The 23,558-nt window shown below is 69.7% G+C and carries 24 protein-coding genes; 12 read left to right on the top strand and 12 right to left on the bottom strand.

The genetic code is table 11. The features are described from left to right. Positions 1 to 68 precede the first annotated feature (68 nt). A complete protein-coding gene (locus M2165_RS09630) occupies positions 69 to 1,415 on the top strand; it encodes an esterase-like activity of phytase family protein (protein ID WP_280817507.1) in 1,347 nt (448 codons plus the stop codon). A gap of 30 nt (positions 1,416 to 1,445) precedes the next feature. Here the strand turns inward: M2165_RS09630 and M2165_RS09625 are convergent, their stop codons facing one another. After that, entirely contained in the window at positions 1,446 to 2,012 is a 567-nt protein-coding gene (locus M2165_RS09625; RefSeq protein WP_280814424.1) for a MarR family transcriptional regulator, read from the bottom strand. A 204-nt stretch (positions 2,013 to 2,216) separates the two neighbouring features. Between M2165_RS09625 and M2165_RS09620 the strand changes: the two genes are divergently transcribed. After that, complete coding sequence (locus tag M2165_RS09620; protein WP_280814423.1) at positions 2,217 to 3,206, top strand: tripartite tricarboxylate transporter substrate-binding protein; 990 nt, start codon at positions 2,217 to 2,219, stop codon at positions 3,204 to 3,206. A gap of 15 nt (positions 3,207 to 3,221) precedes the next feature. Here M2165_RS09620 and M2165_RS09615 read toward each other — a convergent pair whose 3' ends face one another. The 3 genes from M2165_RS09615 to speD are packed head-to-tail and all read right to left on the bottom strand — an operon-like array spanning position 3,222 to position 5,721. After that, positions 3,222 to 4,622 (bottom strand): aminopeptidase P N-terminal domain-containing protein, encoded by a 1,401-nt coding sequence (locus M2165_RS09615; protein WP_280814422.1) that lies wholly within the window; start codon positions 4,620 to 4,622, stop codon positions 3,222 to 3,224. Next, entirely contained in the window at positions 4,619 to 5,329 is a 711-nt protein-coding gene (locus tag M2165_RS09610; protein WP_280817506.1) for a nucleotidyltransferase family protein, read from the bottom strand. Before M2165_RS09610 ends, M2165_RS09615 begins: the two co-directional genes overlap by 4 nt. 11 nt (positions 5,330 to 5,340) lie before the next feature. After that, the gene (gene speD / locus M2165_RS09605) at positions 5,341 to 5,721 is read right to left on the bottom strand and encodes an adenosylmethionine decarboxylase (RefSeq protein WP_280814421.1); all 381 of its coding nucleotides are present in this window, start codon (positions 5,719 to 5,721) and stop codon (positions 5,341 to 5,343) included. Between the two features lie 161 nt (positions 5,722 to 5,882). Between speD and M2165_RS09600 the strand changes: the two genes are divergently transcribed. Together M2165_RS09600 and gap are read left to right on the top strand one after the other, a co-directional pair. Then, a complete protein-coding gene (locus M2165_RS09600) occupies positions 5,883 to 7,994 on the top strand; it encodes a transketolase (protein WP_280814420.1) in 2,112 nt (703 codons plus the stop codon). Between the two features lie 46 nt (positions 7,995 to 8,040). Beyond that, a complete protein-coding gene (gene gap / locus M2165_RS09595) occupies positions 8,041 to 9,042 on the top strand; it encodes a type I glyceraldehyde-3-phosphate dehydrogenase (protein WP_280814419.1) in 1,002 nt (333 codons plus the stop codon). 64 nt (positions 9,043 to 9,106) lie between these two features. Here gap and M2165_RS09590 read toward each other — a convergent pair whose 3' ends face one another. The 3 genes from M2165_RS09590 to M2165_RS09580 form a co-directional block, all read right to left on the bottom strand. Next, positions 9,107 to 9,703: a hypothetical protein gene (locus M2165_RS09590; RefSeq protein ID WP_280814418.1), complete on the bottom strand. Its 597-nt coding sequence runs from the start codon at positions 9,701 to 9,703 to the stop codon at positions 9,107 to 9,109. A gap of 20 nt (positions 9,704 to 9,723) precedes the next feature. Then, entirely contained in the window at positions 9,724 to 10,290 is a 567-nt protein-coding gene (locus M2165_RS09585; protein ID WP_280814417.1) for a hypothetical protein, read from the bottom strand. A 76-nt stretch (positions 10,291 to 10,366) separates the two neighbouring features. Beyond that, the gene (locus M2165_RS09580; RefSeq protein WP_280814416.1) at positions 10,367 to 10,675 is read right to left on the bottom strand and encodes a putative quinol monooxygenase; all 309 of its coding nucleotides are present in this window, start codon (positions 10,673 to 10,675) and stop codon (positions 10,367 to 10,369) included. Between the two features lie 106 nt (positions 10,676 to 10,781). Between M2165_RS09580 and M2165_RS09575 the strand changes: the two genes are divergently transcribed. Continuing rightward, positions 10,782 to 12,110 carry an Nramp family divalent metal transporter gene (locus M2165_RS09575; RefSeq protein WP_280814415.1) on the top strand — a complete coding sequence of 443 codons (1,329 nt, stop codon included), beginning with the start codon at positions 10,782 to 10,784 and terminating at the stop codon, positions 12,108 to 12,110. A gap of 9 nt (positions 12,111 to 12,119) precedes the next feature. Here M2165_RS09575 and M2165_RS09570 read toward each other — a convergent pair whose 3' ends face one another. Together M2165_RS09570 and M2165_RS09565 are read right to left on the bottom strand one after the other, a co-directional pair. Then, the gene (locus tag M2165_RS09570; RefSeq protein ID WP_280814414.1) at positions 12,120 to 12,470 is read right to left on the bottom strand and encodes a protealysin inhibitor emfourin; all 351 of its coding nucleotides are present in this window, start codon (positions 12,468 to 12,470) and stop codon (positions 12,120 to 12,122) included. Further along, positions 12,467 to 13,537 (bottom strand): M4 family metallopeptidase, encoded by a 1,071-nt coding sequence (locus M2165_RS09565; RefSeq protein WP_280814413.1) that lies wholly within the window; start codon positions 13,535 to 13,537, stop codon positions 12,467 to 12,469. The genes M2165_RS09570 and M2165_RS09565 overlap by 4 nt, the downstream gene beginning before the upstream one ends. A 277-nt stretch (positions 13,538 to 13,814) precedes the next feature. Between M2165_RS09565 and M2165_RS09560 the strand changes: the two genes are divergently transcribed. Further along, positions 13,815 to 14,105, top strand: a complete 291-nt coding sequence (locus M2165_RS09560) for a YciI family protein (RefSeq protein WP_280814412.1) — start codon at positions 13,815 to 13,817, stop codon at positions 14,103 to 14,105. 18 nt (positions 14,106 to 14,123) lie between these two features. Here the strand turns inward: M2165_RS09560 and M2165_RS09555 are convergent, their stop codons facing one another. Both M2165_RS09555 and M2165_RS09550 read right to left on the bottom strand, forming a co-directional pair. Then, a complete protein-coding gene (locus M2165_RS09555; protein WP_280814411.1) occupies positions 14,124 to 15,182 on the bottom strand; it encodes a pirin family protein in 1,059 nt (352 codons plus the stop codon). A 158-nt stretch (positions 15,183 to 15,340) separates the two neighbouring features. Next, on the bottom strand, positions 15,341 to 15,766 hold the full coding sequence (locus M2165_RS09550; RefSeq protein WP_280814410.1) for a VOC family protein: 426 nt from the start codon (positions 15,764 to 15,766) through the stop codon (positions 15,341 to 15,343). Positions 15,767 to 15,944: 178 nt separating this feature from the next. Between M2165_RS09550 and M2165_RS09545 the strand changes: the two genes are divergently transcribed. Continuing rightward, a complete protein-coding gene (locus M2165_RS09545; RefSeq protein WP_280814409.1) occupies positions 15,945 to 17,495 on the top strand; it encodes a CYTH and CHAD domain-containing protein in 1,551 nt (516 codons plus the stop codon). A gap of 23 nt (positions 17,496 to 17,518) precedes the next feature. Here the strand turns inward: M2165_RS09545 and M2165_RS09540 are convergent, their stop codons facing one another. Further along, positions 17,519 to 17,995 carry a peptidylprolyl isomerase gene (locus tag M2165_RS09540; protein WP_280814408.1) on the bottom strand — a complete coding sequence of 159 codons (477 nt, stop codon included), beginning with the start codon at positions 17,993 to 17,995 and terminating at the stop codon, positions 17,519 to 17,521. Between the two features lie 137 nt (positions 17,996 to 18,132). On the opposite strand from M2165_RS09540, the gene M2165_RS09535 reads away from it, so the two are divergent. The 5 genes from M2165_RS09535 to M2165_RS09515 all read left to right on the top strand — a co-directional run bounded on the left by M2165_RS09535 (position 18,133) and on the right by M2165_RS09515 (position 23,547). Beyond that, positions 18,133 to 19,338 carry a M20 aminoacylase family protein gene (locus tag M2165_RS09535; RefSeq protein ID WP_280814407.1) on the top strand — a complete coding sequence of 402 codons (1,206 nt, stop codon included), beginning with the start codon at positions 18,133 to 18,135 and terminating at the stop codon, positions 19,336 to 19,338. 40 nt (positions 19,339 to 19,378) lie between these two features. Beyond that, complete coding sequence (locus M2165_RS09530) at positions 19,379 to 20,359, top strand: tripartite tricarboxylate transporter substrate-binding protein (RefSeq protein WP_280814406.1); 981 nt, start codon at positions 19,379 to 19,381, stop codon at positions 20,357 to 20,359. 126 nt (positions 20,360 to 20,485) lie between these two features. After that, a complete protein-coding gene (locus tag M2165_RS09525) occupies positions 20,486 to 21,403 on the top strand; it encodes a dihydrodipicolinate synthase family protein (protein WP_280814405.1) in 918 nt (305 codons plus the stop codon). 37 nt (positions 21,404 to 21,440) lie between these two features. Then, positions 21,441 to 22,586: a branched-chain amino acid ABC transporter substrate-binding protein gene (locus M2165_RS09520; protein WP_280814404.1), complete on the top strand. Its 1,146-nt coding sequence runs from the start codon at positions 21,441 to 21,443 to the stop codon at positions 22,584 to 22,586. A 10-nt stretch (positions 22,587 to 22,596) separates the two neighbouring features. After that, positions 22,597 to 23,547: a 4-hydroxyproline epimerase gene (locus M2165_RS09515; protein ID WP_280814403.1), complete on the top strand. Its 951-nt coding sequence runs from the start codon at positions 22,597 to 22,599 to the stop codon at positions 23,545 to 23,547. The last annotated feature ends 11 nt before the right edge of the window (positions 23,548 to 23,558 follow it).

The following is a 23,558-nucleotide window of genomic DNA, read 5'->3' as shown; positions in this document are numbered from 1 at the left end:
CCGCGACGTCATGCCCCGGCGGCATCGTCTCGCGTTTTCGACTTCGATCCTTTCGTTCCATGAAGAAGATGCGCCTCTCCCTCGTTTGCATTGCCGCCGCCGGCGCCCTGGCCGGTGCCGCGGCATCGGCCCAGACCGCCTTTCCCGCCACCCTCGCCGGCCACGCGCTGCTGCCCGCACAGAGCTTCGTTGCCGCGCCCAAGGATGCGCCGGCCGACCTGCGCGTGAGCGGCAAGTTCACCACCGGCAAGCGCGTGGAGGCGGTGGGCAGCGTCGAGGGTCTGTCGGGCGGCCGCGGCACCGGCGTGTCGCTGCCGTTCCAGGGCCAGCCGCTGCAGGGCCACTCGGGCATCAAGCGGATGGACGACGGCAGCTTCTGGGTGCTCACCGACAACGGTGCCGGCAGCAAGGTCAACTCGCCCGACTTCATGCTCTACCTGAACCACTACAAGGTCGACTTCCAGCGCGGCAGGGTCGAGCGCCTCGACACCGTCTTCCTGCACGATCCCGACAGGAAGGTGCCGTTCCGCATCGTCCAGGAGGGCACGAAGCAACGCTATCTCACCGGCGCCGACTTCGACCCCGAGAGCTTCCAGTTCGCCGGCGGCGCACTGTGGATCGGCGAGGAGTTCGGTCCCTTCCTGATCAAGGCCGACCGCAAGGGCAAGGTGCTCGCGGTGTTCGACACCCAGGTCGGCGGCAAGCCCGTGCGCTCGCCCGACCATCCGAACGTGACCACGCCCGGCGCGCCCGGCGGCGCGGTCGACTTCCAGGTCAAGCGCTCGAAGGGCTTCGAGGGCATGGCCGCATCGAAGGACGGCAGCAAGCTCTACGCGCTGCTCGAAGGCCCGGTGTGGAACGCCGAGGCCAAGGACTACGAGCGCGTCGAGGGCAAGGAGGCGCTGCGCGTGCTCGAGTTCGACGTCGCGAGCGAGAAATGGACCGGCCGCCACTGGCAGTACGTGCTCGAGGCGAACGGCCATGCCATCGGCGACTTCAACATGATCGACGCCACGACGGGCCTGGTCATCGAGCGCGACAACGGCGAAGGCACCGCCGACAAGGCCTGCCCCGAGGGCCAGAAGCGCGCGGACTGCTTCCACGACATCGCGAAGTTCAAGCGCGTCTACAAGATCGAGCTGAGCGACGCCAACGTCGGCGGCCCGGTGCGCAAGATCGGCTACATCGATCTGCTGAACATCGCCGACCCGGCCGGGCTCGCGCGCAAGCCGCTCAACGACGGCGTGTTCAAGTTCCCGTTCTTCACCATCGAGAACGTCGACGTGGTCGATGCCACGCACATCGTCGTCGGCAATGACAACAACCTGCCCTTCTCGAGCAGCCGCATGCCGAACCAGGCGGACGACAACGAGCTGGTGCTGCTGGAGGCGGGGGCGTTGCTGCAGGCGAAGTAAGCCAACCGGCGGCGGTGCGGCTGCGCGCGCTCAGACGCCACCCACCGGCCACCGGTGCCGCGTCCCCCCCGCACGCCGGTCCGCCTTCTCCATCACCACGCCCTGCGCGCTCAGCGCATGGCCGCGTTCCTCAAGCTGTTTCAGGCACTGCAGAAAAACCCCGAGGTGCGCCGGCGCGATGCCCTGCAGCAGTTCGGTATTGAGCGCCGCGACGCGCGGGAACGCGCGGTCGTAGAGCTGCTGGCCGGCGGTGCTCAGCCGCACGTGCACCTCGCGCCGGTCGTCGGCATCCTGCCGGCGGGTCGCGAGCTTCTTCTCGACCAGTCCGCGCAGCGCGCGCGAGGTGCGCACGCGGTCGAGGTTCAGGTGGCCGGCCAGGGTCGACGAGCGCATCTCGCCGTGCTGGGCGAGCGTGGCGATCATTCCCCATTCGCGGCGGGTGATGCCGAAGCCGCCTTCCACCAGGCGCGTGGCCAGGCCGCTGCCGGTGCGCACTGCGCGCGCGAGCCGGTACAGGAGCAGATCGTCCAGGGACCGCGGCGCGCGCAGCGCGTCCGCATCGGGAAAAACATCTGCAGCTTGCTGTGTGCCTTGCATGCGAAAACGAACGAAGTCGGCGTGGGTTTGAAGCGTGTGGCCGGCGCGCCGCGCGGGCCGATGATGGATTAGATCAACTGTCTGTTGCGTGCGTATAACTCTGCAACAAATGACACGGGATGAAACGAGTGGAGGCGCGGCGATTGTCGCCGCAGGCCGCTGCGCGCGCCCGTGGACCCACCGCTCGCAGGAGACCGAGATCCCATGGCCGCATTCTTTTCCCGCCGCAAGCTCACCGCATGGAGCATGGCGTTCGCCGCTTCCTTCGCTGCCGTCGCCGCGCTGAGCCCCGCGCAGGCCCAGCCGCTCGACGGGCCGCTGTCGCTCGTGGTCGGCTACCCGGCCGGTGGCAGCACCGATCGCATCGCGCGGCTGGTGGCCGAGCGCCTGGGGCCGAAGCTCGGCGTGGCCGTCACGGTCGAGAACCGTCCGGGCGAAGGCGGCCGGCTCGCGGCCAAGGAGGTCAAGCGGGCCAGCGCGGCGCAGAACGTGCTGATGCTCGGCAACCCGGCCGTGATGGTGGTGGCGCCGCTCGTCTTCAAGGACCTGGGCTACGACCCCGACCGCGACTTCGTGCCGGTGTCGCAGGTCAGCAGCTACGACTTCGCGCTCGCGGTGGGCAACAAGCTGCAGCTCGACCGGGCGATGTTCCTCGTCGGCCGGCTCTGGGCGCATCCCGAGGAAGCGATCTTCGGCGTGCCGGCCACCGGCAGCCTGCCGCACTTCTTCGGCCTGATGGTGGGCGATGCGCTCAGCGTGCAGCCGCAGATCAAGGGCTACGGCGGCTCGGCGCCGCTCGCGGCCGACCTGAGCGGCGGCAACCTGCCGATCGCGATCGACACGCTCGATTCGCTCTACGTCCAGCACGTGGCCGGCAAGGTCCGCATCCTCGCGGTGTCGGGCAAGAAGCGCGCGAGCTTCGCGCCGAACATCCCGACCTTCCGCGAGGCCGGCATGAAGATCGACGCCGACGGCTGGAACACCTTCTACGCGCCGGCCTCGATGCCCGCGGCCAAGGTGCAGCAGCTCGCCGCCGCGGTCCGCGAGGTGATGCAGGATGCGGGGCTGCAGAAGGCCGCCAACGCAGCCTACATCACGCCGGTCGTGAGCACGCAGGCCGAGACCGTGCAGATGCTCAAGGCCTTCCGCCAGCAGTGGGAGCCGGTGGTGCGCCGCTCAGGCTTCCAGCCTTGAGTTCGGTCCCGGCCCTCAATCGCGCATCAGCGCCTCGATCTCGTCCGCCTTCACCGGCACGCCGCGCGAGATCAGCTCGCAGCCGGTGTCGGTGACGATCGCGTCGTCCTCGATGCGGATGCCGATGTCGTGGAAGCGTTCCGGCACGCCGTCGCCGGGGCGCACGTAGATGCCGGGTTCGAGCGTCAGCACCATGCCGGGCTGCAGGATGCGGCTGGGGCGGTTCTTGATGATCTCGTTCGACAGCGGGTCCTTGCGCTCGCTGACCTCGCCGACCTGGGTGGGCTCGACGTAGCTGCCGCAGTCGTGCACGTCCATGCCGAGCCAGTGGCCGGTGCGGTGCATGTAGAACTGGAAGTAGGCGCGCTGCTCGATCACGTCGTCGACGCTGCCGACCTTGTTCGCATCGAGCAGGCCGAGGTCGAGCATGCCCTGCGAGAGCACGCGCACCGCGGCGTCGTGCGGATCGTTGAAGCGGTTGCCGGCCTTGGTGGCCGCGGCCGAGGCGTCCTGGCTCGCGAGCACCAGGTCGTAGAGCGCGCGCTGCGGACCGGTGAAGCTGCCGTTGGCCGGGAAGGTGCGCGTGATGTCGCTCGCGTAGCCGTCGAGCTCGCAGCCCGCGTCGATCAGCACCAGCTCGCCGCTGCGCACCGGCGCCGCGTCGGCGCGGTAGTGCAGCACGCAGGCGTTGGCGCCGGCCGCCACGATCGAGCCGTAGGCCGGGTACTGCGAGCCGCCGAGGCGGAACTCGTGCAGCAACTCGGCGTCGAGGTGGTACTCGCGCACCTCCTTGCCTTCGCGCAGCATGCGGGCCGACAGCTGCATCGCGCGCACATGGGCGCGCGCGCTGATCTGCGCGGCGCGGCGCATGATGTCCTGCTCGTGCGCGTCCTTCACGAGCCGCATCTCGTCGAGCGGGCCGCAGAGATCGTGCTGCTCCTCGGGGCACAGCGCGCCGTAGCGCACGCGTGCGCGCACCGCCTGCAGCCAGCCGTCGACGCGGGTCTCCAGGCCCTTGTGCGTGGCGAAGGGGTACCACACCGTCGACCGGTTCTCCAGCAGCTTCGGCAGCTTCGCGTCGAGTTCGGCGACCGAGAAGGCCTCGTGCACGCCGAGCGCCGCGGGCGCGGCCTCGGGGCCGAGGCGGTAGCCGTCCCAGATCTCGCGCTCCAGGTCCTTGGGCGCGCAGAACAGCGTCGAGCGGCCGTCGCCCGCGAGCACCAGCCAGGCGTTCGGCTCGGTGAAGCCCGTCAGGTAGTAGAAGTAGCTGTCGTGCCGGAACAGGAAGTCGCTGTCGCGGTTGCGCTGGCGCTCGGGTGCGGTCGGCACGATGGCGATGCCGTCCTTGCCGAGTTGCGATGCCAGGCGCGCGCGGCGTTCGGCGTAGATCGGGAGGTCTGAGGATGAGGAGGTCATCGTGGCGTGTTCAGTTGAGAAAGCCGCTCGGGCGTGCCCACGTCGGTCCAGGGGCCGGTGTGGAGCTCGGCGCTCACGTGGCCATTGTCCATCGCGGCGCGCAGGATGGGCGCCAGCGGGGCTTTAAGGCCCCCGGCGTTGCCGGCGGGAATGTCGCACCAGGGCGGCGCGAACAGCGCGCGGCGGTACAGGCCGATGGTCGAGAAGGTGTACCTCTCGGCCGCCGTGTTGAGCGCCAGGCCTTCCGCCGAGAGGCCGAAGTCGCCCTTCGGGTTGTGCGCCGGGTTCGGCACCAGCCACAGGTGCGCGAGCTTGCCGCTGGCCGCGAAGCGGTCCACCGCTTGCTGGCGGAAGGCGAAACCGGGCGCGAACACGTCGCCGGCCGCCACCCAGAAGACCTCGCCGAGCAGCGGCAGCGCGCGCACGATGCCGCCCGCGGTCTCCAGCGCGCCGCCGAAGTCGCGGCCTTCGTCGGAGTAGGCGATCGACACCGCGCCGTGCGCGCCGAGCACCGGCCGGGCGCCGAAATGGCCGGCGATCTGCTCGCCCAGCCAGGCGGTGTTGACCACCAGCTCGGTGAAGCCGCCGTCGGCCAGCGCCTCCATCGGCCACTGCATCAGCGGCTTGCCCTGCACTTCGAGCAGCGGCTTGGGGCGCGCATCGGTCAGCGGCCGCATGCGCTCGCCGCGGCCGGCCGCGAGGATCATCGCCTTCGCGTTCACGCGGCTACCCGGCCGCGCTGCAGCGCGTTGCGTTCGCTGTGCGCCGGCTGGAACAGCGACACCAGGCATTCCATCAGCGCATGCGCCTTGGCCGAATGGTCGCCGCCGAAGTTGCACACGTACACGTCGAGCGTGGCGCCGCGCCGCTCGGGCCAGGTGTGGAGGCACAGGTGCGATTCGGCCAGCAGCACCGTGGCCGTCACGCCGCCCGGCCCCTCGGGCGTGGCCGGAAAGCCGTGCACCAGCTGGCCCACCGGCTGCAGGCCCGCGGCCGTCACCGCCTTCAGGCAGACGGCGCCGAGCGCCTCCTTGTCGGTCAGCCACTGCATGTCGCATCGGCAGTCGTGAAGATCGGCGGTGAGGTGCAGCCCGTGCATGAGGCGCAACTCTAGCAGTCCGGGGGCGCGCGCCCGCCCGGGGCCGCACCGGCGGGCCCCCGGCGCGCGGTCGGGTGTTGGCCCCACCTGGGAGGCGGCCCGGGCGTGCCCGGTAAAATCGCGGGTTCCCCCCAATCCACATTCCCGAAAGTCCAACGCCCATGGCAAACCAAGCCCTGATGGCCAACGCAATTCGCGCGCTGGCCATGGATGCCGTCCAACAAGCAAACTCCGGCCATCCGGGCGCACCGATGGGCATGGCCGAGATGGCCGTCGCACTCTGGGGCGAACACCTTCGCTACAACCCCGCGAACCCCCACTGGTTCGACCGCGACCGCTTCGTGCTCTCGAACGGCCATGCCTCGATGCTGCTCTATGCGGTGCTGCATCTCGCCGGCTACGACCTGCCGATCGGCGAACTCAGGAACTTCCGCCAGCTGCACAGCAAGACCGCGGGCCACCCCGAAGTCGACGTGACCCCCGGCGTCGAGACCACCACCGGCCCGCTGGGCCAGGGCATCACCAATGCCGTGGGCTTCGCGCTGGCCGAGAAGCTGCTCGCGGCCGAGTTCAACCGCAAGGACCATGCGATCGTCGACCATCACACCTACGCCTTCCTCGGCGACGGCTGCATGATGGAAGGCATCAGCCACGAAGCCTGCGCACTCGCGGGCGCCTGGCACCTCAACAAGCTGATCGCGCTGTACGACGACAACGGCATCAGCATCGACGGCCAGGTCAAGCCCTGGTTCGTCGACAACACCGCGGAGCGCTTCAAGGCCTACGGCTGGAACGTGATCGGCCCGATCGACGGCAACGACGCCGCCGCGGTCTCCAAGGCCATCGCCCAGGCCAAGAAGGAAGCGACGCGTCCCACGCTGATCGTGTGCAAGACCACCATCGGCAAGGGCAGCCCGAACCGCGCCGGCACCGCCAAGGCCCACGGCGAGGCGCTGGGCGCCGAGGAAATCAAGCTCACGCGCGAATCGATCGGCTGGACCGCGCCCGCCTTCGAGATCCCGGCCGAGGTGTACGCCGAGTGGGACCACAAGGCCGCAGGCGCCAAGGCCGAGGCCGCCTGGAACGAGCGCTTCGCCGCTTACGCCGAAGCCTACCCCGCGCTCGCCGCCGAGTTCACGCGCCGCATGAAGGGCGAGCTGCCGAAGGACTTCCACCAGGTGGCCTTCGACACCGTGGTCGCCGCCCACACCAAGGCCGAGACCGTCGCAAGCCGCAAGGCCAGCCAGCTCGCGCTCGAGGCCTTCACCGCCGCGCTGCCCGAAATGCTCGGCGGCAGCGCCGACCTCACCGGCTCGAACCTCACCAACACCAAGAGCACCGCCGCGCTGCGCTTCGACGCCAAGACCGGCGCCGTCGTCATGAGCGCGCCCGCGCAGCAGCCCAACCAGGGCGCCGAGGACGAAGCCAAGCCCGACAGCACCGCCGACCATGCCGAGCCGCCGCACGGCGTGATCGGCCGCCACATCAACTACGGCGTGCGCGAGTTCGGCATGGCCGCCATCATGAACGGCGTGGCGCTGCACGGCGGCTTCATTCCCTACGGCGGCACCTTCCTGACCTTCAGCGACTACAGCCGCAACGCGATCCGCATGGCCGCGCTCATGAAGCGCCGCGTGGTGCACGTGTTCACGCACGACTCCATCGGCCTGGGCGAAGACGGCCCCACGCACCAGTCGATCGAGCATGCCGCCTCGCTGCGCCTGATCCCGAACCTCGACGTCTGGCGCCCCGCCGACACCGCCGAGACCGCCGTGGCCTGGGCCGTCGCGCTGCAGAACCAGTCGCGCCCCACCGCGCTGCTGCTGAGCCGCCAGAACCTCGCCTATGCGCCCAAGCGCGAGCTCGGCGACATCAGCCGCGGCGCCTACGTGCTCGCCGAGCCCGAAGCCGTCGGCCTCAAGAGCAAGAAGACCGCGGCGGTCATCATCGCCACCGGCTCGGAAGTGCAGCTCGCGCTCGCCGCGCAGAAGCTGCTGGCCGAGAAGAAGATCGCGGTGCGCGTGGTCTCGATGCCTTCGACCACCACCTTCGACCGCCAGGACGTGGCCTACAAGAAGGCCGTGCTGCCGAAGAAGCTGCCGCGCATCGCCGTCGAGATGGGCTGCACCGCTGGCTGGTGGAAGTACGGCTGCGCCGCCGTCGTCGGCATCGACACCTATGGCGAATCGGCGCCCGCGCCGGTGCTGTTCAAGCACTTCGGATTCACGGCGGAGAACGTGGCCGCCACCGTCGAAGCCGCGCTCAGGGACTGAGCGTCCGCGTCCGATCACTAGTTTTTCAACCTTAGGAGCAAATCAGATGGCTATCAAACTCGGTATCAACGGCTTCGGTCGCATCGGTCGCAACGTGCTGCGCGCAGCCGTGCAGAACTTCAAGAACGACATCGAGATCGTCGCCATCAACGACCTGCTCGAGCCCGACTACCTGGCCTACATGCTCCAGTACGACTCGGTGCACGGCCGCTTCAAGGGCGAGGTCACGGTCGAGGGCAACACGCTGATCGTGAACGGCAAGAAGATCCGCCTCACGCAGGAGCGCGACCCCGCGAACCTCAAGTGGAACGAGGTCGGCGCCGACATCGTGCTCGAATCGACCGGCCTGTTCCTCACCAAGGAGACCTGTGAGAAGCACCTCGCCGCGGGCGCGAAGAAGGTGATCATGTCGGCCCCGTCGAAAGACGACACGCCGATGTTCGTCTATGGCGTGAACGACAAGAAGTACGCCGGCGAGGCCATCGTCAGCAACGCCAGCTGCACCACCAACTGCCTGGCGCCGCTCGCCAAGGTGCTGAACGACAAGTGGGGCATCAAGCGCGGCCTGATGACCACCGTGCATGCCGCCACCGCCACGCAGAAGACCGTGGACGGCCCGAGCAACAAGGACTGGCGCGGCGGCCGCGGCATTCTCGAGAACATCATCCCCTCGAGCACCGGCGCCGCCAAGGCCGTGGGCGTGGTGATCCCCGAGCTCAACAAGAAGCTCACCGGCATGAGCTTCCGCGTGCCGACCTCCGACGTGTCGGTGGTCGACCTCACGGTGGAGCTGGTGAAGGAAGCCACGTACAAGGAAATCTGCGCCGAGATGAAGGCACAGAGCGAAGGCGCGCTCAAGGGCGTGCTGGGCTACACGGAAGACAAGGTGGTCGCCACCGACTTCCGCGGCGACCCGCGCACCTCGATCTTCGACGCCGAAGCCGGCATCGCGCTCGACGGCACCTTCGTGAAGCTCGTGAGCTGGTACGACAACGAGTGGGGCTACTCGAACAAGTGCCTGGAGATGGTGAAGGTCGTCGCCAAGTAATTGCGGCGTCGAAGCCCGAAAAGAAAACGCGCCCGAGGGCGCGTTTTTTTCTGGCCGGAAGCGATCAGCGCAGCTTCTCGTCGCGGCGGATCTCGCTGCTCAGTTGCGAGGTCATCTGCCTGGCCGCGCGCCGCGCCGCGAGCCCGTAGTCGCCCTTGAATTCGCCGAACTGCGCCGTGCCGTTGCCGACCGCGCGCACGCGCGTGACCTCGGCGCCCGAGGCATCGGTCACGGTGCAGCTCACTTCCACGCTGAACGAGGTCGGCGGCCAGGTGAGCCAGGACGAGGAGCTCGAATCGGTCTTGATCTGCGGCGTGAACACCAGCGAGATGCCGGCCGCCTCGTTGGCCTTCGCGTCGCCCGCGGTGCGCAGCACGACCACGTCGCGGTAGACCGCGCGCAGTGCGTCGCGGATCGACTTCTCGAGGTCGCGGTACGGGTAGTAGCTCACCCGGTCGCCGCTGCCGCCCGGCGTCACGACCTGCTGCTCGCGCTGGGCATCGGTCATCACGTAGGCCACCTTCTTCGGCACGAGGTGCGCCACCGCGCGCGGCGGCGCGGTCTCGGTGATCATGGTGATCGGATGGCTGCAGGCCGCGAGCAGCGCCGCCATGACGGCGATGGAGAACAGGCGAAGGACGCGAGACGGGTGAAGCGGCATGGTGCGGCAGAGCTCCGGTTTCAGGGCGCGATGGCGGCGATGAATTGCGGATCGGCATACATCTGCCGCAGCAACGCGCGCACCAGCCGCGGGTAGGCGGCCTGGCCCGCGGGCACCGCCACGATGTTCGCGTAGCTCGAATCGAAGGCGATCTCGCCGCGGTAGGTCTTGCGCAGCGTCTGCACGGCCGCGCGCGTGACCACGACGTCCACCTCCATGCGGCCGGTGCCGTTGATGAGGCCGAGGTCGAGTTCGTTGACGAGGATGCGCGCGGCGATGCGCGTCGGTGCTTTGGCGTCGTAGGCGCCGATCTCGCCGAGGTCGCGCACCAGCGCGTCTTCGAGGTACTGCGCGAAGCTGCCGCTCGGCGAGCGCAGCCGCGCGCGGCGCAAACTCACGCTGTTGATGCTGTCGGCGGGATCAGTGGGCTGCACCCGCGCCACGGCCACCATGCCGGGGCGCGTGGCTTCGAGCCGGTCGAGTGCTTCGTAGTCGGCCGCATAGGGCGGCGCGGCCAGTTGGGCGCAGCCCGACGCGAGCAGCGCGGCGGCCAGCAGCAGCAAGCCGCGCCTTCGGAAGATCGCCATGTCCTGAGTCCCTCCTCGAGATCCTGCTCCCGGGCGCGAGGGTAGCAGGCATCGCGCCGCCTGCGAAGCGGCGGCCTCAGACCGGCTCGAGCACGTGGATCAGCTTGCTCTCGACCAGCGCCTTGGTCTTCTCGCCATGGGCCTTCATGTGCGGCGCCACCGCATGGGCCTGCAGGTGGGCCAGCGTCTCCCACTTCTCGATCACCACGAAGGTGTCGGGGCCGAAGCTGGCCTTCGATGGCGGCACGCCCGCCGCGTCGACGGTGGCACCGTATTCGATGCAGCCCGCCTCGGCCAGCACGGCCGCGCGGTTGGCGGCGAAGGCCTCGAGCAGTTGTGCGCGCTGGCCGGGCTTGGCGGTGACGACGGCGACGACGTGGATCATGGAAGAACGCTCCGTTGGATGAGGTGGTGGATGAAGAAGAACCGACTCTAAAAGCTCGCCTGCACGGGCGCGGGTCCCGCACGCGACGCCCCCTATCATCGCGCGCATGTTCTTTCCCCTGCCCCGCACCGCCACCGCGCCCTTCTGTCCGTCCGAAGTCAAGGGCAGCGTCGCGGTTCCGCAGGAACTTCCCTTCGGCAAGAAGCTGCTGCGCTACGCGGGCCCGGGGCTCCTGGTGTCGGTCGGCTACATGGACCCGGGCAACTGGGCCACCGACATCGAGGCCGGCTCGCGCTTCGGCTACGGGCTGCTGTTCGTGGTGCTGCTCGCGAGCCTCGCGGCCATGCTGCTGCAGACGCTGTGCGTGCGGCTCGGCATCGTGGCGCAGAAGGACCTGGCGCGCGCCTGCCGCGAACGCTACGGGCCGCGCACGCGCCGCTTTCTCTGGCTCGGCGCCGAACTCGCGATCGTCGCCTGCGACCTCGCCGAAGTGCTCGGCAGTGCGCTCGCGCTGCACCTGCTGTTCGGCGTGTCGATTCCGGTGGGCATCGCGATCACGGCCTTCGACACGCTGCTCGTGCTGGGGCTGCAGGGCGCGGGTTTTCGCCGCGTCGAGGCGATCGTGCTCGGCCTGGTCGGCACCATCGCTGGCTGCTTCGTGGTGGAGCTCGCGATGTCGCAGCCGAACTGGTTCGGCGTGGCGATGGGTTTCGCGCCGAGCTTCGAGCGCCTGCAGCAGCCCGGCGCGCTCTACCTGGCCATCGGCGTCGTCGGCGCCACGGTGATGCCGCACAACCTCTACCTGCATTCGTCCATCGTGCAGACCCGGCTCGTGGCCGACAGCGACGCGGCGCGGCGCGAGGCGGTGCGCTTCTGCACCTTCGATGCGGTGATCTCGCTCTCGCTCGCGCTGCTGGTCAATGCGGCCATCATGGTGCTCGCGGCCAGCGCCTTCCACAGCACCGGCCACGTGGCGGTGACCGAGATCGACGACGCCTACCGGTTGATCGAACCGATCGTCGGCAGCGCGTTCGCGGCCACGCTGTTCGGCATCGCGCTGCTCGCTTCGGGCCAGAGCTCGACCTTCACCGGCACGATCGCGGGGCAGATCATCATGGAAGGCTTTCTCGACCTGAAGATCCCGTGCTGGCAGCGCCGGCTGATCACGCGCGCGCTGGCGCTGGGGCCGGCCTTCCTCGGCGTCTGGTGGTTCGGCGACGGCGGCGTGGGCAAGATGCTGGTGCTGAGCCAGGTGGTGCTGAGCTTCCAGCTGCCGTTCGCGATGTGGCCGCTGATCCGCTTCACGAGCGACCGCGCGCTGATGGGCGATTTCGCCAACGGCGCGGTGGTCAGGCTGCTGGCGTGGGCGCTGTTCGGCGTGATCGGCGCGGCCAACGTGTGGCTCGTGGCGTCGACGCTGGTCGGCGGGCCCTGAAGGCGGGGCTCAGCGCTCGGCGGCGTCTTTCCAGAGGTGGACCAGCGCCTCGGGCGCCTCGGCCTCGGGCACCTCGAAGCTCACCGAGCCCGACTGCATCGCGGTGCTGCTGCTGCTGCTCTGCATCACCACCTCCACGCGGTAGACGCGCTGGTCGCCGCCCGGCGAGCGCGCGGCGCCGGCCTCGCCCGCATGGGGCGCGGCGCTCTGCAGCGCGCGGTCGATCTGCGCGCGCAGTTCCTCGCTGCAGTTGCCGAGCTGGTAGCTGCGCGGCCGCGAGAGGCCCGGCACGTAGGCGATGCCGCCCTCGCGCGTGACGCGGACGACCGCGGCCTGGTCCAGTGGCGGAAGCTGAATCATGATGCGGTGACTCCCACGGTGTTCCATGCGGCGACCACGGCCTGCGCCGCCGGGCTGCCGGCGCCGAAGCGCCTGGCGGCATTCTCCGCGCTCAGCTGCGCGAAGGCCGCGAAATCGGCATCGCGGCGCAGCCGCCGGTCGCAGACCGTGTCGTACCAGACGCGGCCCGCGGTGTCCCAGGCCGCGCCCGGCAGGGCCGTGGCGGCGAGATGGAAGGCGCGGTTCGGAATGCCGGAATTGATGTGCACGCCGCCATTGTCCTGCCGCGTGACCACGAAGTCCCGCATGTGGGCCGGCTGCGGGTCCTGGCCGAGCACCGGGTCGTCGTAGGCCGTGCCCGGCGCGGCCATCGAACGCAGCGCGCGTGCCGCGACCCTGTCGGTGAACAGCCCCGCGCCGATGAGCCAGTCGGCCTCGGCGGCGGCCTGCTTCAGCAGGTACTGCTTGACCAGCACGCCGAACACGTCGCAGACCGATTCGTTCAGCGCGCCCGACTGGCCTTCGTAGATCAGGGCCGACTCGTGGTCGATCACGCCGTGCGTGAGTTCGTGGCCGATGATGTCCACCGCGATGGTGAAGCGGTTCATCACCTCGCCGTCGCCGTCGCCGAACACCATCTGCCGGCCGTTCCAGAAGGCGTTGTCGTAGTCCTTGCCGTAGTGCACGCTGCCCGTGAGCGGCAGGCCCGCGTCGTCGATCGAGTCGCGCTCGTAGACCTCGCGGAAGAGCCGGTAGGTGGCGCCGAGGTGCTCGTAGGCCTCGTCGGCCGCGATGTCGCCGGTGGCGGCCTGGCCTTCGGCGCGCACCAGCCGGCCGGGCAGGTTCGTGCTGTGCTCGGCGTCGTGGATGGCACGTTCGGGCGCATTGCGCCGCACGTAGCGCGGCGCCGGCTGCGCCGAGAGCGTGTGCGCGGCCGTGGCCTCGCGCAGCCCGCGGTGCTCGCGGTCGATCATCAGCGTCTGCGCCGCGCGTGCGCTCGCATGCGCGCCGGCCCGCTCGGCCAGCCGGTCCAGCAGGTACGGCGGTATGAAGCCGGGCGGCAGGATCGGCGACGGGCGAAGCGGCATGGGGCGGTTCTCCGAGGGGTCGGGGTCGATGCGAATGACGGTAGCAGAAAGCCGCCGACCCTTACAGCGTCTCAGGCCCCGGCGACGCGTCGTCCCTGCGAGCGCGGTCGCGATGAAGTCCACGAAAGTTCTCACGCGCACCGCATGCTGGCGGCGCTGCGGATCCACGAATCGGCAAACAGGCCGCGACAACGTTACGCGTCCGACACACTCTCGCGCGGCAGGTGCCCTGCGTGGGCCGATAGGATCGGCCCTGTCGCACCACGCCCGCCTGCCCATGTACATCGTCAGCCTCACCTACATCCGCCCGCTCGAAGAAGTGGATGCGTTGATGGACCCGCACATGGCCTGGCTCAAGAAGCATTACGCGAGCGGGCTGTTCGTGGCCTCGGGCCGGCAGGTGCCGCGCAAGGGCGGCGTGATCCTCGCGCGCTCGGGCGACCGCGAGGCGCTCGAGGCGGCACTGGCGCGCGACCCCTTCGTGCAGGGCGGCGTCGCGCGGCTCGACGTGACCGAGTTCGTGCCGAGCATGACGGCGCTCGGCGTCGAAGTCCTCCGGACCTTCTGACGCGGGCGCCTTCGTCCCTCAGGCGCCCGGCACTTCCTCGCGCCCGTCCGGATGCCGCGCGAAGCGCCCGGCGCCGCGGGCGTGCACCGGCGCCGCATCGGGCCAGGGCCAGCCGCCGAACTGCGTGCGCCGGTAGTCGTCCAGCGCCTGGCTGATCTCGGCCTGCGTGTTCATCACGAACGGCCCGTACTGCGCCACCGGCTCGCCGATCGGCCGGCCCTGCAGCACGAGGAATTCGCTGGTTCCCTCGACGCCGTTGACCAGCTCCACCGCGGCATCGGCACGCAGCTCCACCGCCGCCGGCATCTGCACGCGCTCGCCGGCGACCTGCACCGCCGCACCCTTGAAGAAGTACAGCATGCGCCGCGTGCCTTTGCCCGCGGCGGGCGGCAGCGTCCAGCGGGCGCCGGGCGTCATCTTCAGGGTCCAGATCGCCAGGTCGGCATCGGCCTGCGAGGCCCATGAATCGGGCGGCGGCGCGAGCGGCTCGACCGCGCCGCCGCCAGCGGCCGCGCCGCCGAGCCGGCCCGCGATCACCGAGACCTCGGTGCGCCCGCCCGCCGGATCGTCGGACGCGAGGCGTGGAATGGCCTGCGACCAGAACATCGTGAAATGCGGCTCGGCCATCTTGTGGCTGGCCGGCAGGTTGAGCCAGATCTGGAACAGCTCGAGCGGGTTGGCCGCCCCGGCGTCGAGCAGCGGGAACATCTCGCTGTGCGAGATGCCCTTGCCAGCCGTGAGCCACTGCACGTCGCCGCCGCCGAAGCGCGCGGTGGCGCCCAGCGAGTCGGAATGGTCGACCAGTCCCTTGCGCACGATCGTCACCGTCTCGAAGCCGCGGTGCGGATGCGCGGGAAAGCCCGGCACGGTCTCGCCGTGGTACATGCTCCAGCCGTCCTTGCGGCTGAAATCCTGTCCGATCTGCCGCCCGGCCAGCGGCGCCTCGGGTCCCATCTGCGCGTTGCCCTTCGGATAGGCATCGTCGTGATAGACGCAGAACAGGAAGGGATCGATCGTCGGCCACGGAAAGCCGAGGGGCTTGATCTGCACGATGGGGCTGCTGCGAGGGTCGGACATGCCGGTGTTCCTTTGCTGGGGGTGGGGCGCCGCCATCTCCGCGGTGCCGATCCCTGGAACATCGGGGCGCCGCCGGGCGCGGGTAGACCCCGTTCGCGCGACAGTGAGGAGCGCATATGGAACGATGGGCATCGCGCGGAGCTCGCGGGCGCGCCGGCTCAGGCGGCGTTCTGGTGCGGCACCTCGGCGTTCGGGTCCATGTACATCAGCTCCCACAGGTGGCCGTCGATGTCCTGGAAGCCATGGCCGTACATGAAGCCGTAGTCCTGCGGCGGACGCGGCGCCGTGCCGCCTGCGGCCACCGCCTTGGCCACCATCTCGTCGACCTCGGCGCGGCTGTCGCACGAGAGGCACAGCAGCACTTCGGTACTCTGGCTGGTGTCGGCCAGGCTCTTGCTCGTGAAGGTCTTGAAGAACTCCTCGACCAGCAGCATCGCGTGGATGCTGCCTTCGTGGATCACCATGCAGGCGGCGTTCGCATCCGTGAACTGCGGGTTGAAGGTGTAGCCGAGCGCGGCGAAGAAAGCCTTGGACTTCTCGAGGTCCTTGACGGCGAGGTTCACGAAGATTTGCTTGTTGGCCATGGTGTCTTCCTTGAGTCGATGAGGTGGTTGGGATGTGGAACGACGTCTTGTGTACGCCGTCCACAAAAGATACCAAAGAAAATGTACGGCGTCCACATTTATTTTTCATGACCGCCTTGGGCGCGCGCGCCGCCGGGGCAATGGGGGGCGGCCGCCAAAGAGGCGGCATCATGGGCCCATGGAAATCGAGTTCAAGTTCTGCATTCCGCCCGAGCGCCTGAAGCCGCTGGAGGCGGCCCTGCGCCGCGGCAAGGTGGCGCGCACGCGGCTGCAGGCGCGCTATTTCGACACGGCCGACCAGCGGCTCGCGGCCGAGGGCATCGTGCTGCGGCTGCGCAAGGAAGGGCCGCGCTGGGTCCAGACCGCCAAGGCCACGGGCGACAACGCGCTGCACCGGCTCGAGCACAACGTGGACCTCGGCAGCGCCGCGGGTGCGGCCGCGCCCGCGATCGACCCGGCGCGCCACCGCGGCACGCCCGTCGGCGACCGGCTGGCCGCGGCGCTGGGCGACGCGCCGCTCGTCGAGCGGCAGTCCACCGACATCGTGCGGCTCACGCGGAGCGTTCGCACCACCGGCGCGGGCGCCGCCGTGGTGGAGATGGCGCTCGACGTCGGCAAGGTCGTCGTCCATGCGGGCACGCCCGAGGCGCGCGAGTCGCCCGTGTGCGAACTCGAGCTCGAACTGCAGCGCGGCGACGTGCAGGGCCTTGTCGTGCTGGCGCAGCGCTGGTCGCAGCAGCATGGGCTCTGGTTCAGCACCGTCTCGAAGGCCGAGCGCGGCGCGCGGCTGCTCGCCGGCACCGGCAGCGTGCCGGCCGTCAAGGCCGAGGCGCCGCGCTTCGGCGACGACCGGAAGCGCATCGACATCGGCGGCCGCGCGATCCAGCAGGCCGTGGTCGCGTCGTGCCTCGATCAGATCCTGCCCAACGCCAGCGAGATCGCGGCCGGCAGCACCGACGAGGAACAGGTCCACCAATTGCGCATCGGCATCCGGCGGCTGCGCACCGCCTTGCGCGAACTGGTGGCGCTGGATGCCGAAGACGGTGCTTTCGATGTCGCCACATGGGAGCCACCGCTGGTCGCGGCCTTTCTTGCGCTGGGTGCGGTGCGCGACCGTGAACAGGTGGCGCAGCTCGCCGAGGCGCAGTGGCGCGAGGCGGGCGATGCGGCCCCGCCGGCGCTGCCGCTCGACGCCGCCTCGGGCAGTGCCAATGCGGCCGGGCCCGCGCCCGCCGAGGTGGTGCGCGCGCCGGGCTTCCAGTCCGTGCTGGTCTCGCTGATCGGCTTCACCGCCGCGGCACCGTCAGCCGCGGGCGATGCCGGGCTGGCCCCTGCCGATGCGCGCCGGCTGCTGCGCCAGCGCCTGAAGCATCTTCACCAGCAGGCGGTGCGCGACGGCCGGCGCTTCGAATCGCTCTCGACCGCGCACCAGCACCGCGCGCGCAAGCGGCTCAAGCGGCTGCGCTACCTGGCCGAATTCGTCGCGCCGCTCTTCGATGCCGACGCGGCCGGCCGCTACATCGAGCGGCTGCGGCCCGCGCAGGACGCGCTCGGCGCCTTCAACGACGAGGCCGTGGCGCTCGCGCTCTACCGCGAGGCCGCCGAACGCGATCCGCACGCATGGTTCGCGGTCGGCTGGTTCAGTGCGCGCCGCGCCGCGGGCGCCAGGGCTTGCCGCAAGGCGCTGGCAAGGATCGAGGACGCGCCGCGGTTCTGGAAGCGGCGCTAGTCGACGCTTTCTTTCCGCACCGCTCAGTGGTGGTGCCCGTGCGCCCCATGCACATGCCGGTGCTCGATCTCCACCGGCTGCGCCGCGCGCACGTCGGTCACCGTGAGGCTGAACTTCAGCGCCTTGCCGGCCCAGGGGTGGTTGCCGTCGAGCATCACGACGGGGCCCTTGATCTTCATCACGGTGAACAGGTGCTCGCGGCCGTCGTCGAGGCGGCCCTGCAGCTGGCCGCCCACCTTCACGCCGGGCGGGAACTCGGACTTGGGAATGGTGCGCACCAGCGACTCGTCGCGCTGGCCGAAGGCGTCCTCGGGCGCGAGGTCCAGCGTGGTCTGGAAGCCCTTCTCCTTGCCTTCGAGCGCTTCCTCGATCTTCGGCAGCGTGTTCTCGTAGCCGCCATGCAGGTAAGCCATGGGCTCGGGGCTCGCCTCGATGAGCTTGCCCTGGGCGTCGGCCACCTTGTACTTGATGGTGACGACGGTGTCTTTGGTGATTTTCATGGGGGGCATTTTCAATCGAAACCGTCGCCTGCCGCCGGCTGGGTTTTCCCGTCGCGGCGCGGGCGGGCGTGCGCCCGGTGCGCCGCTGCGCCAGAATCGTCCGCTCCGGCCGACCTGCGCCCTCTTTTCAGCCCACCATGAACATCGTCGATTCCTTCCTTGCCAGCGCCGCCCGCTTCGTCGAGATCCGGCGCGACATCCACGCCCATCCCGAACTCGGCTTCGAGGAGCACCGCACTTCCGACAAGGTCGCGGCGCTGCTGACCGAATGGGGCATCGAAGTGCACCGCGGCATCGCGGGCACCGGGCTCGTCGGCGTGCTGCGCAAGGGAACGGGCACGCGCACCATCGGGCTGCGCGCCGACATGGACGCACTGCCGCTGCACGAGGCCAACGCGTTCGCCCACAGGTCCACGCACGCCGGCCGCATGCACGCCTGCGGCCACGACGGCCACACGACGATGCTGCTGGCCGCGGCCTGGCATCTCTCGCAGCAGGGGCCGGACGACTTCGACGGCACGGTGCATTTCATCTTCCAGCCGGCCGAGGAGATGGGCAAGGCCGGCGCGAAGAAGATGATCGACGAGGGCCTGTTCGAGCGCTTCCCCTGCAACGCGGTGTTCGCGCTGCACAACTTCCCCGTCGGCGAGGTCGGCCGCTTCGCGCTCAACGAAGGCGCGCTGATGGCGTCGAGCAACACCTACCGCATCACGCTGCACGGACGCGGCACGCACGCCTCGATGCCGCACACCGGCATCGACCCGGTGGCCGCGGTGGTCACGCTCGCGCAGCAGCTGCAGACCATCGTGCCGCGCACCATCCCGAGCACCGAGCGCGCGCTGCTCGCGGTCACGCAGTTGCAGGGCGCGGATGCGCCGAACGTGATCCCCGACCAGGCCTCGGTCGGCGGCACGATCCGCACCTTCTCGATCGAGGCCATCGACAAGATCGAGGCGCGGCTGCGCGAGGTGGCCGCCGGCGTGGCTGCGGCGCACGGCTGCACGGCCGAGGTGTTCTTCAAGCGCTCGTCGCCGCCCGTGGTCAACCATGCGGCCGAGGCGCGCTTCGCGGCAGGCGTGATGCGCGAGGTAGTGGGCGACGACATGGTCACCGACGACTTCCCCGCGGTGATGGGCGCGGAGGACTTCGCGCACATGCTGCTCGCACGGCCGGGCTGCTACGCCTTCCTCGGCAACGGCGACGGCGACCACCGGCTCGAAGGCCACGGGCCCGGCCCTTGCATCATCCACAACACCTCGTTCGACTTCAACGACGAGATCATCCCGATCGGCGCCAGCTACTTCGTGAAGCTGGTGCAGCGCTGGCTGCCGGCGGGCACCTGACCTTCCCTTTTTCCTGCTGATGATGAAAGCGGCCATTCCGATGACTTCCTCGCTCCTGTTCACCCGACGTTCGCTGGCTGCCGCGGCAGCCGCGCTGGCCCTCGGCGGCCTCGGCCCCGCGGCCCATGCGCAGCAGCGCGTGCTCCATATCGTGGTGCCCTTCGGCACCGGTGCGGTGCAGGACACCGTGGCGCGCGCCTTCAACAGCGAGCTGGGCGCGGCGCTCAATGCGAGCGCCGTGGTCGAGAACCGCGCGGGCGCGGGCGGCACCGTGGGCGCGGCCGCGGTGGCCAAGGCGCCGGCCGACGGCAACACGCTGATCCTCGCGGCGGCGAGCCACAACATCGCGGGCTTTCTCTACAGCAAGCTGTCGTACGACCCGCTGAAGGACTTCGTCGGCGTGGCCTACATCGGCAACGCGGGCTACGTGCTCGCGGTGGCGAGCGGCCTGAACGTCTCGACCACGGCCGACTTCATCAAGGAGGTCAAGGCCAACCCCGGCAAGTACAACTACGCCTCGGCCGGCAACGGCAGCGCGACGCATCTCGCGATGGCCTCCTTCCTCGCCAAGGCCGGGCTGCAGATGACGCACATCCCGACCAAGTCCACCGGCGAAGCGGTCAACGAGGTGCTCGCGGGCCGGGTGCAGGCGGTGATCTCTTCGAGCATCGGCGTCATGGGCTTCCAGACCGACCCGCGCATGAAGCTGCTCGCCTCCACCGGCGAGAAGCGCAGCCCCTTCCTGCCGAACCTGTCCACCGTGGCCGAAAGCGGCCTGCCGGGCTATGCCTTCGATTCGTGGATCGGCCTGCTCGCGCCGGCCGGCACGCCCAGGGCCGAGGTCGAGCGGCTCAACGCCGCCGCCAACAAGGTGCTCGCCGAGCCCGCGATCCAGGAGCGCTTCAGGCGCCTGGGCGTGGAGCCGCGCACCCAGACGGCCGACGAGTTCCAGAAGCTGCTGCGTGCGGACTGGGAGGCGATGGGCGCGGTGGTGAAGGCCTCGGGCGCAAAGATCGATTGAGCGACCGTTCGCAGGCGGGGGCGCGCGCCCTCGCCGCCTCTGGCGGGCCGCGTTTTCGCATATTGACAATATATCCTTAATATATTTAGAGTGGACGCCTTCCCACCGCTATCCCAGGAGCACCCCGTGAGCAATCCCCGCTGGCAAGGCATCTTCCCCGCCATCACCACCAAGTTCCACGCCGACGAGCGCATCGACGCGGAGGGCACCGCCCGCCACATCGACTTCCAGATCCGCAACGGCATCCACGGGCTGGTCACCTGCGGCTCGCTCGGCGAGGCCAGCACGCTCACGCTGGAGGAAAAGCTGCAGGTCGCGCAGATCGCGCTCGAAGCCGCGGACGGCCGCATTCCGGTGCTCGCGAACGTGTCGGAGACCAGCACCCGCGAGGCGCTGCGCTACGTGGAGGGCGCCAACAAGCTCGGCGTGGCGGGCTTCATGGTGATGCCCTCGGTGATCTACGTGGCCGACGCGCGCGAGGCGATGCAGAACGTGCGCACCATCGCGGAGGCTGCGCAGAAGCCGGTCATGGTCTACAACAACCCGGTGGCCTACCGCGTGGACCTGAAGCCCGAGCACATGCTCGAACTCGCCGACTGCGAATGGATCGCCGCGATCAAGGAAAGCACCGGCGACATCCGCCGCGTGACCGACCTGCGCAACACCGTGGGCGACCGCTACCAGCTCTTCCTTGGCGTGGACGACCTCGCCTACGAGGGCCTCGCGCTCGGCTGCGACGGCCTGCTCGCGGGCGTGGGCTGCGCCTTCCCGCGCGAGACCGTGGCGCTCTACGACCTGATGAAGGCCGGCCGGTTCGCCGAGGCGCTGAAGCTCTACCAGTGGATGACGCCGATGCTGCACCTCGACGTGTCGAACAAGCTGGTGCAGAACCTCAAGCTGATCGACGTGCTGGTGGGCGTGGGCAGCGAGCACATGCGCCGTCCGCGGCTGCCGCTGGTGGGCGAGGAGCGCGCCGCGGTCGAGGCCATCGTGAAGAAGGCGCTCGCCACGCGGCCTGTGCAGTACCAGTCGGTTGTGTCATAACCACTCCCTTTTCGTTGTCCCCAACCTAGGAAGAAGCATGAAGACAAAAGCACGCATGGTTCCCTCCCTCCGTCTCGCCGCCCTCGCGGCGCTGGTGGCCGTCGCGGCCCAGGCGCAGGCGCAGGAACAGGTGGTGAAGATCGGCCACAGCGGTCCGCTCTCGGGCCCGAATGCCTTCGCGGGCAAGGACAACGAGAACGGCGTGCGCCTCGCGATCGAGGAGCTCAACGCGAAGAAGATCACCGTCGGCGGCAAGACGCTGAAGTTCGAGCTTGTCTCGGAAGACGACCAGTGCGACGCCAAGACCGGCGTGGCCGTGGCGCAGAAGCTGGTCGACGACGGCGTGAAGTACGTCATGGGCCCGTACTGCTCGGGCGTGGCGATCCCGGCCTCGCGCATCTACGCCGATGGCGGCGCGATGGTCTCCACCGTGGGCACCAACCCCAAGGTGACCCAGGGCGGCTACAAGAACCTCTACCGCATCATCGCGAGCGACAACCAGATCGGCTCCAGCATGGCGGTGTATGCGGCCAACGTGCTCAAGGTCAAGAAGGTGGGCGTGATCGACGACCGCACGGCCTTCGGCCAGGGGCTCGCCGAGGAGTTCACCAAGGAAGCGAAGAAGCAGGGCCTGACCGTGGTCGGCCAGGAGTTCACCACCGACAAGGCGGTGGACTTCACCGCCATCCTCACCAACATGAAGGCCAAGGCGCCCGAGGCGATCTTCTTCGGCGGCTACGCGCCGCAGGCCGCGCCGATGGCGCGCCAGATGAAACAGCTCGCCGTGGGCGGCAAGCTGCTCGGCGGCGACACCGTCTGCAGCCCGGCCACCGGCAAGCTCGGCGGCGATGCGGTCAACGACATGGTGTTCTGCGCCCAGGGCGGCTCGATGCTCGAGAAGGCGCAGAGCGGCCCGGCCTTCAAGGCCAAGTTCAAGAAGCGCTTCAACGTCGATGCCGACGCCTACGCCGCCTCTTACTACGACCAGCTGATGTTCATCGGCGAATCGATGCAGAAGGCCAACTCCATCGATCCCGACAAGGTCGGCGCCGAGCTCTACAAGACCACCTACAAGGGCGTGGCCGCGACCTACAGCTACGACGACAAGGGCAACATGAAGCAGGCGCCGATCACGGTGTTCACCTTCAAGAACGCCGCGCCCGTGCCGCTCGCGAGCTACTGAGCAGATCCCAATGGCAGGCCAGCAGCAGCGCATCCAGGTCATTGACTCCCACACCGGCGGCGAGCCCACGCGCCTCGTGATCGGCGGCTTTCCCGCGCTCGGCGGCGGCAGCATGGCGGAGCGCCGTGCGCTGCTCGCCGAGCGGCACGACCGCTGGCGCGCGGCCACCGTGCTCGAGCCGCGCGGCAGCGACGTGGTGGTGGGCGCGCTGCTGTGCGAACCCGTGGCCGCCGACGCGGCCGCCGGCGTGATCTTCTTCAACAACACCGGCTACCTTGGCATGTGCGGCCACGGCACCATCGGCCTGGTCGCGAGCCTCGCGCACATGGGCCGCATCGGCGCGGGCGAGCACCGCATCGAGACGCCCGTGGGCACCGTTGCCGCCACGCTGCACGACGACGGCTCGGTCAGCGTGCGCAACGTGCCGGCCTGGCGCCATCTGCACCAGGTGGCGGTCGAGCTGCCGGGCCACGGCATCGTGCGCGGCGACGTGGCCTGGGGCGGCAACTGGTTCTTCCTCGTGAGCGCGCACGGCCAGCGCGTGGCCAGCGACAACCTGCCCGCCCTCACCGCCTACACCGCGGCGCTCCGGCAGGCGCTCGCGGCGCAGGGCATCACGGGGGCCGGCGGCGCGGAGATCGACCACATCGAACTCTTCGCCGACGACGACGAAGGCGCCGACAGCCGCAACTTCGTGCTCTGCCCCGGCAATGCCTACGACCGCTCGCCCTGCGGCACCGGCACCAGCGCCAAGCTCGCCTGCCTCGCGGCCGACGGCAAGCTCGCGCCCGGCCAGGTGTGGACGCAGGCGAGCGTCATCGGCAGCCGCTTCGAGGCCAGCTACGCGCCCGGCGAAGGCGGCCAGGTCATCCCCACGCTGCGCGGCCGCGCGCACATCAGCGCCGAGGCCACGCTGCTGATCGACGCGGACGATCCCTTCGGCTGGGGCATCCGGCTCTGACGCCGCGCGGC

Source organism: Variovorax sp. TBS-050B, assembly GCF_029893635.1.
GTDB lineage: Bacteria > Pseudomonadota > Gammaproteobacteria > Burkholderiales > Burkholderiaceae_C > Variovorax.
Note: the sequence above shows the minus strand (reverse complement) of the source record. Positions and strands in the feature narration are given on the sequence as shown.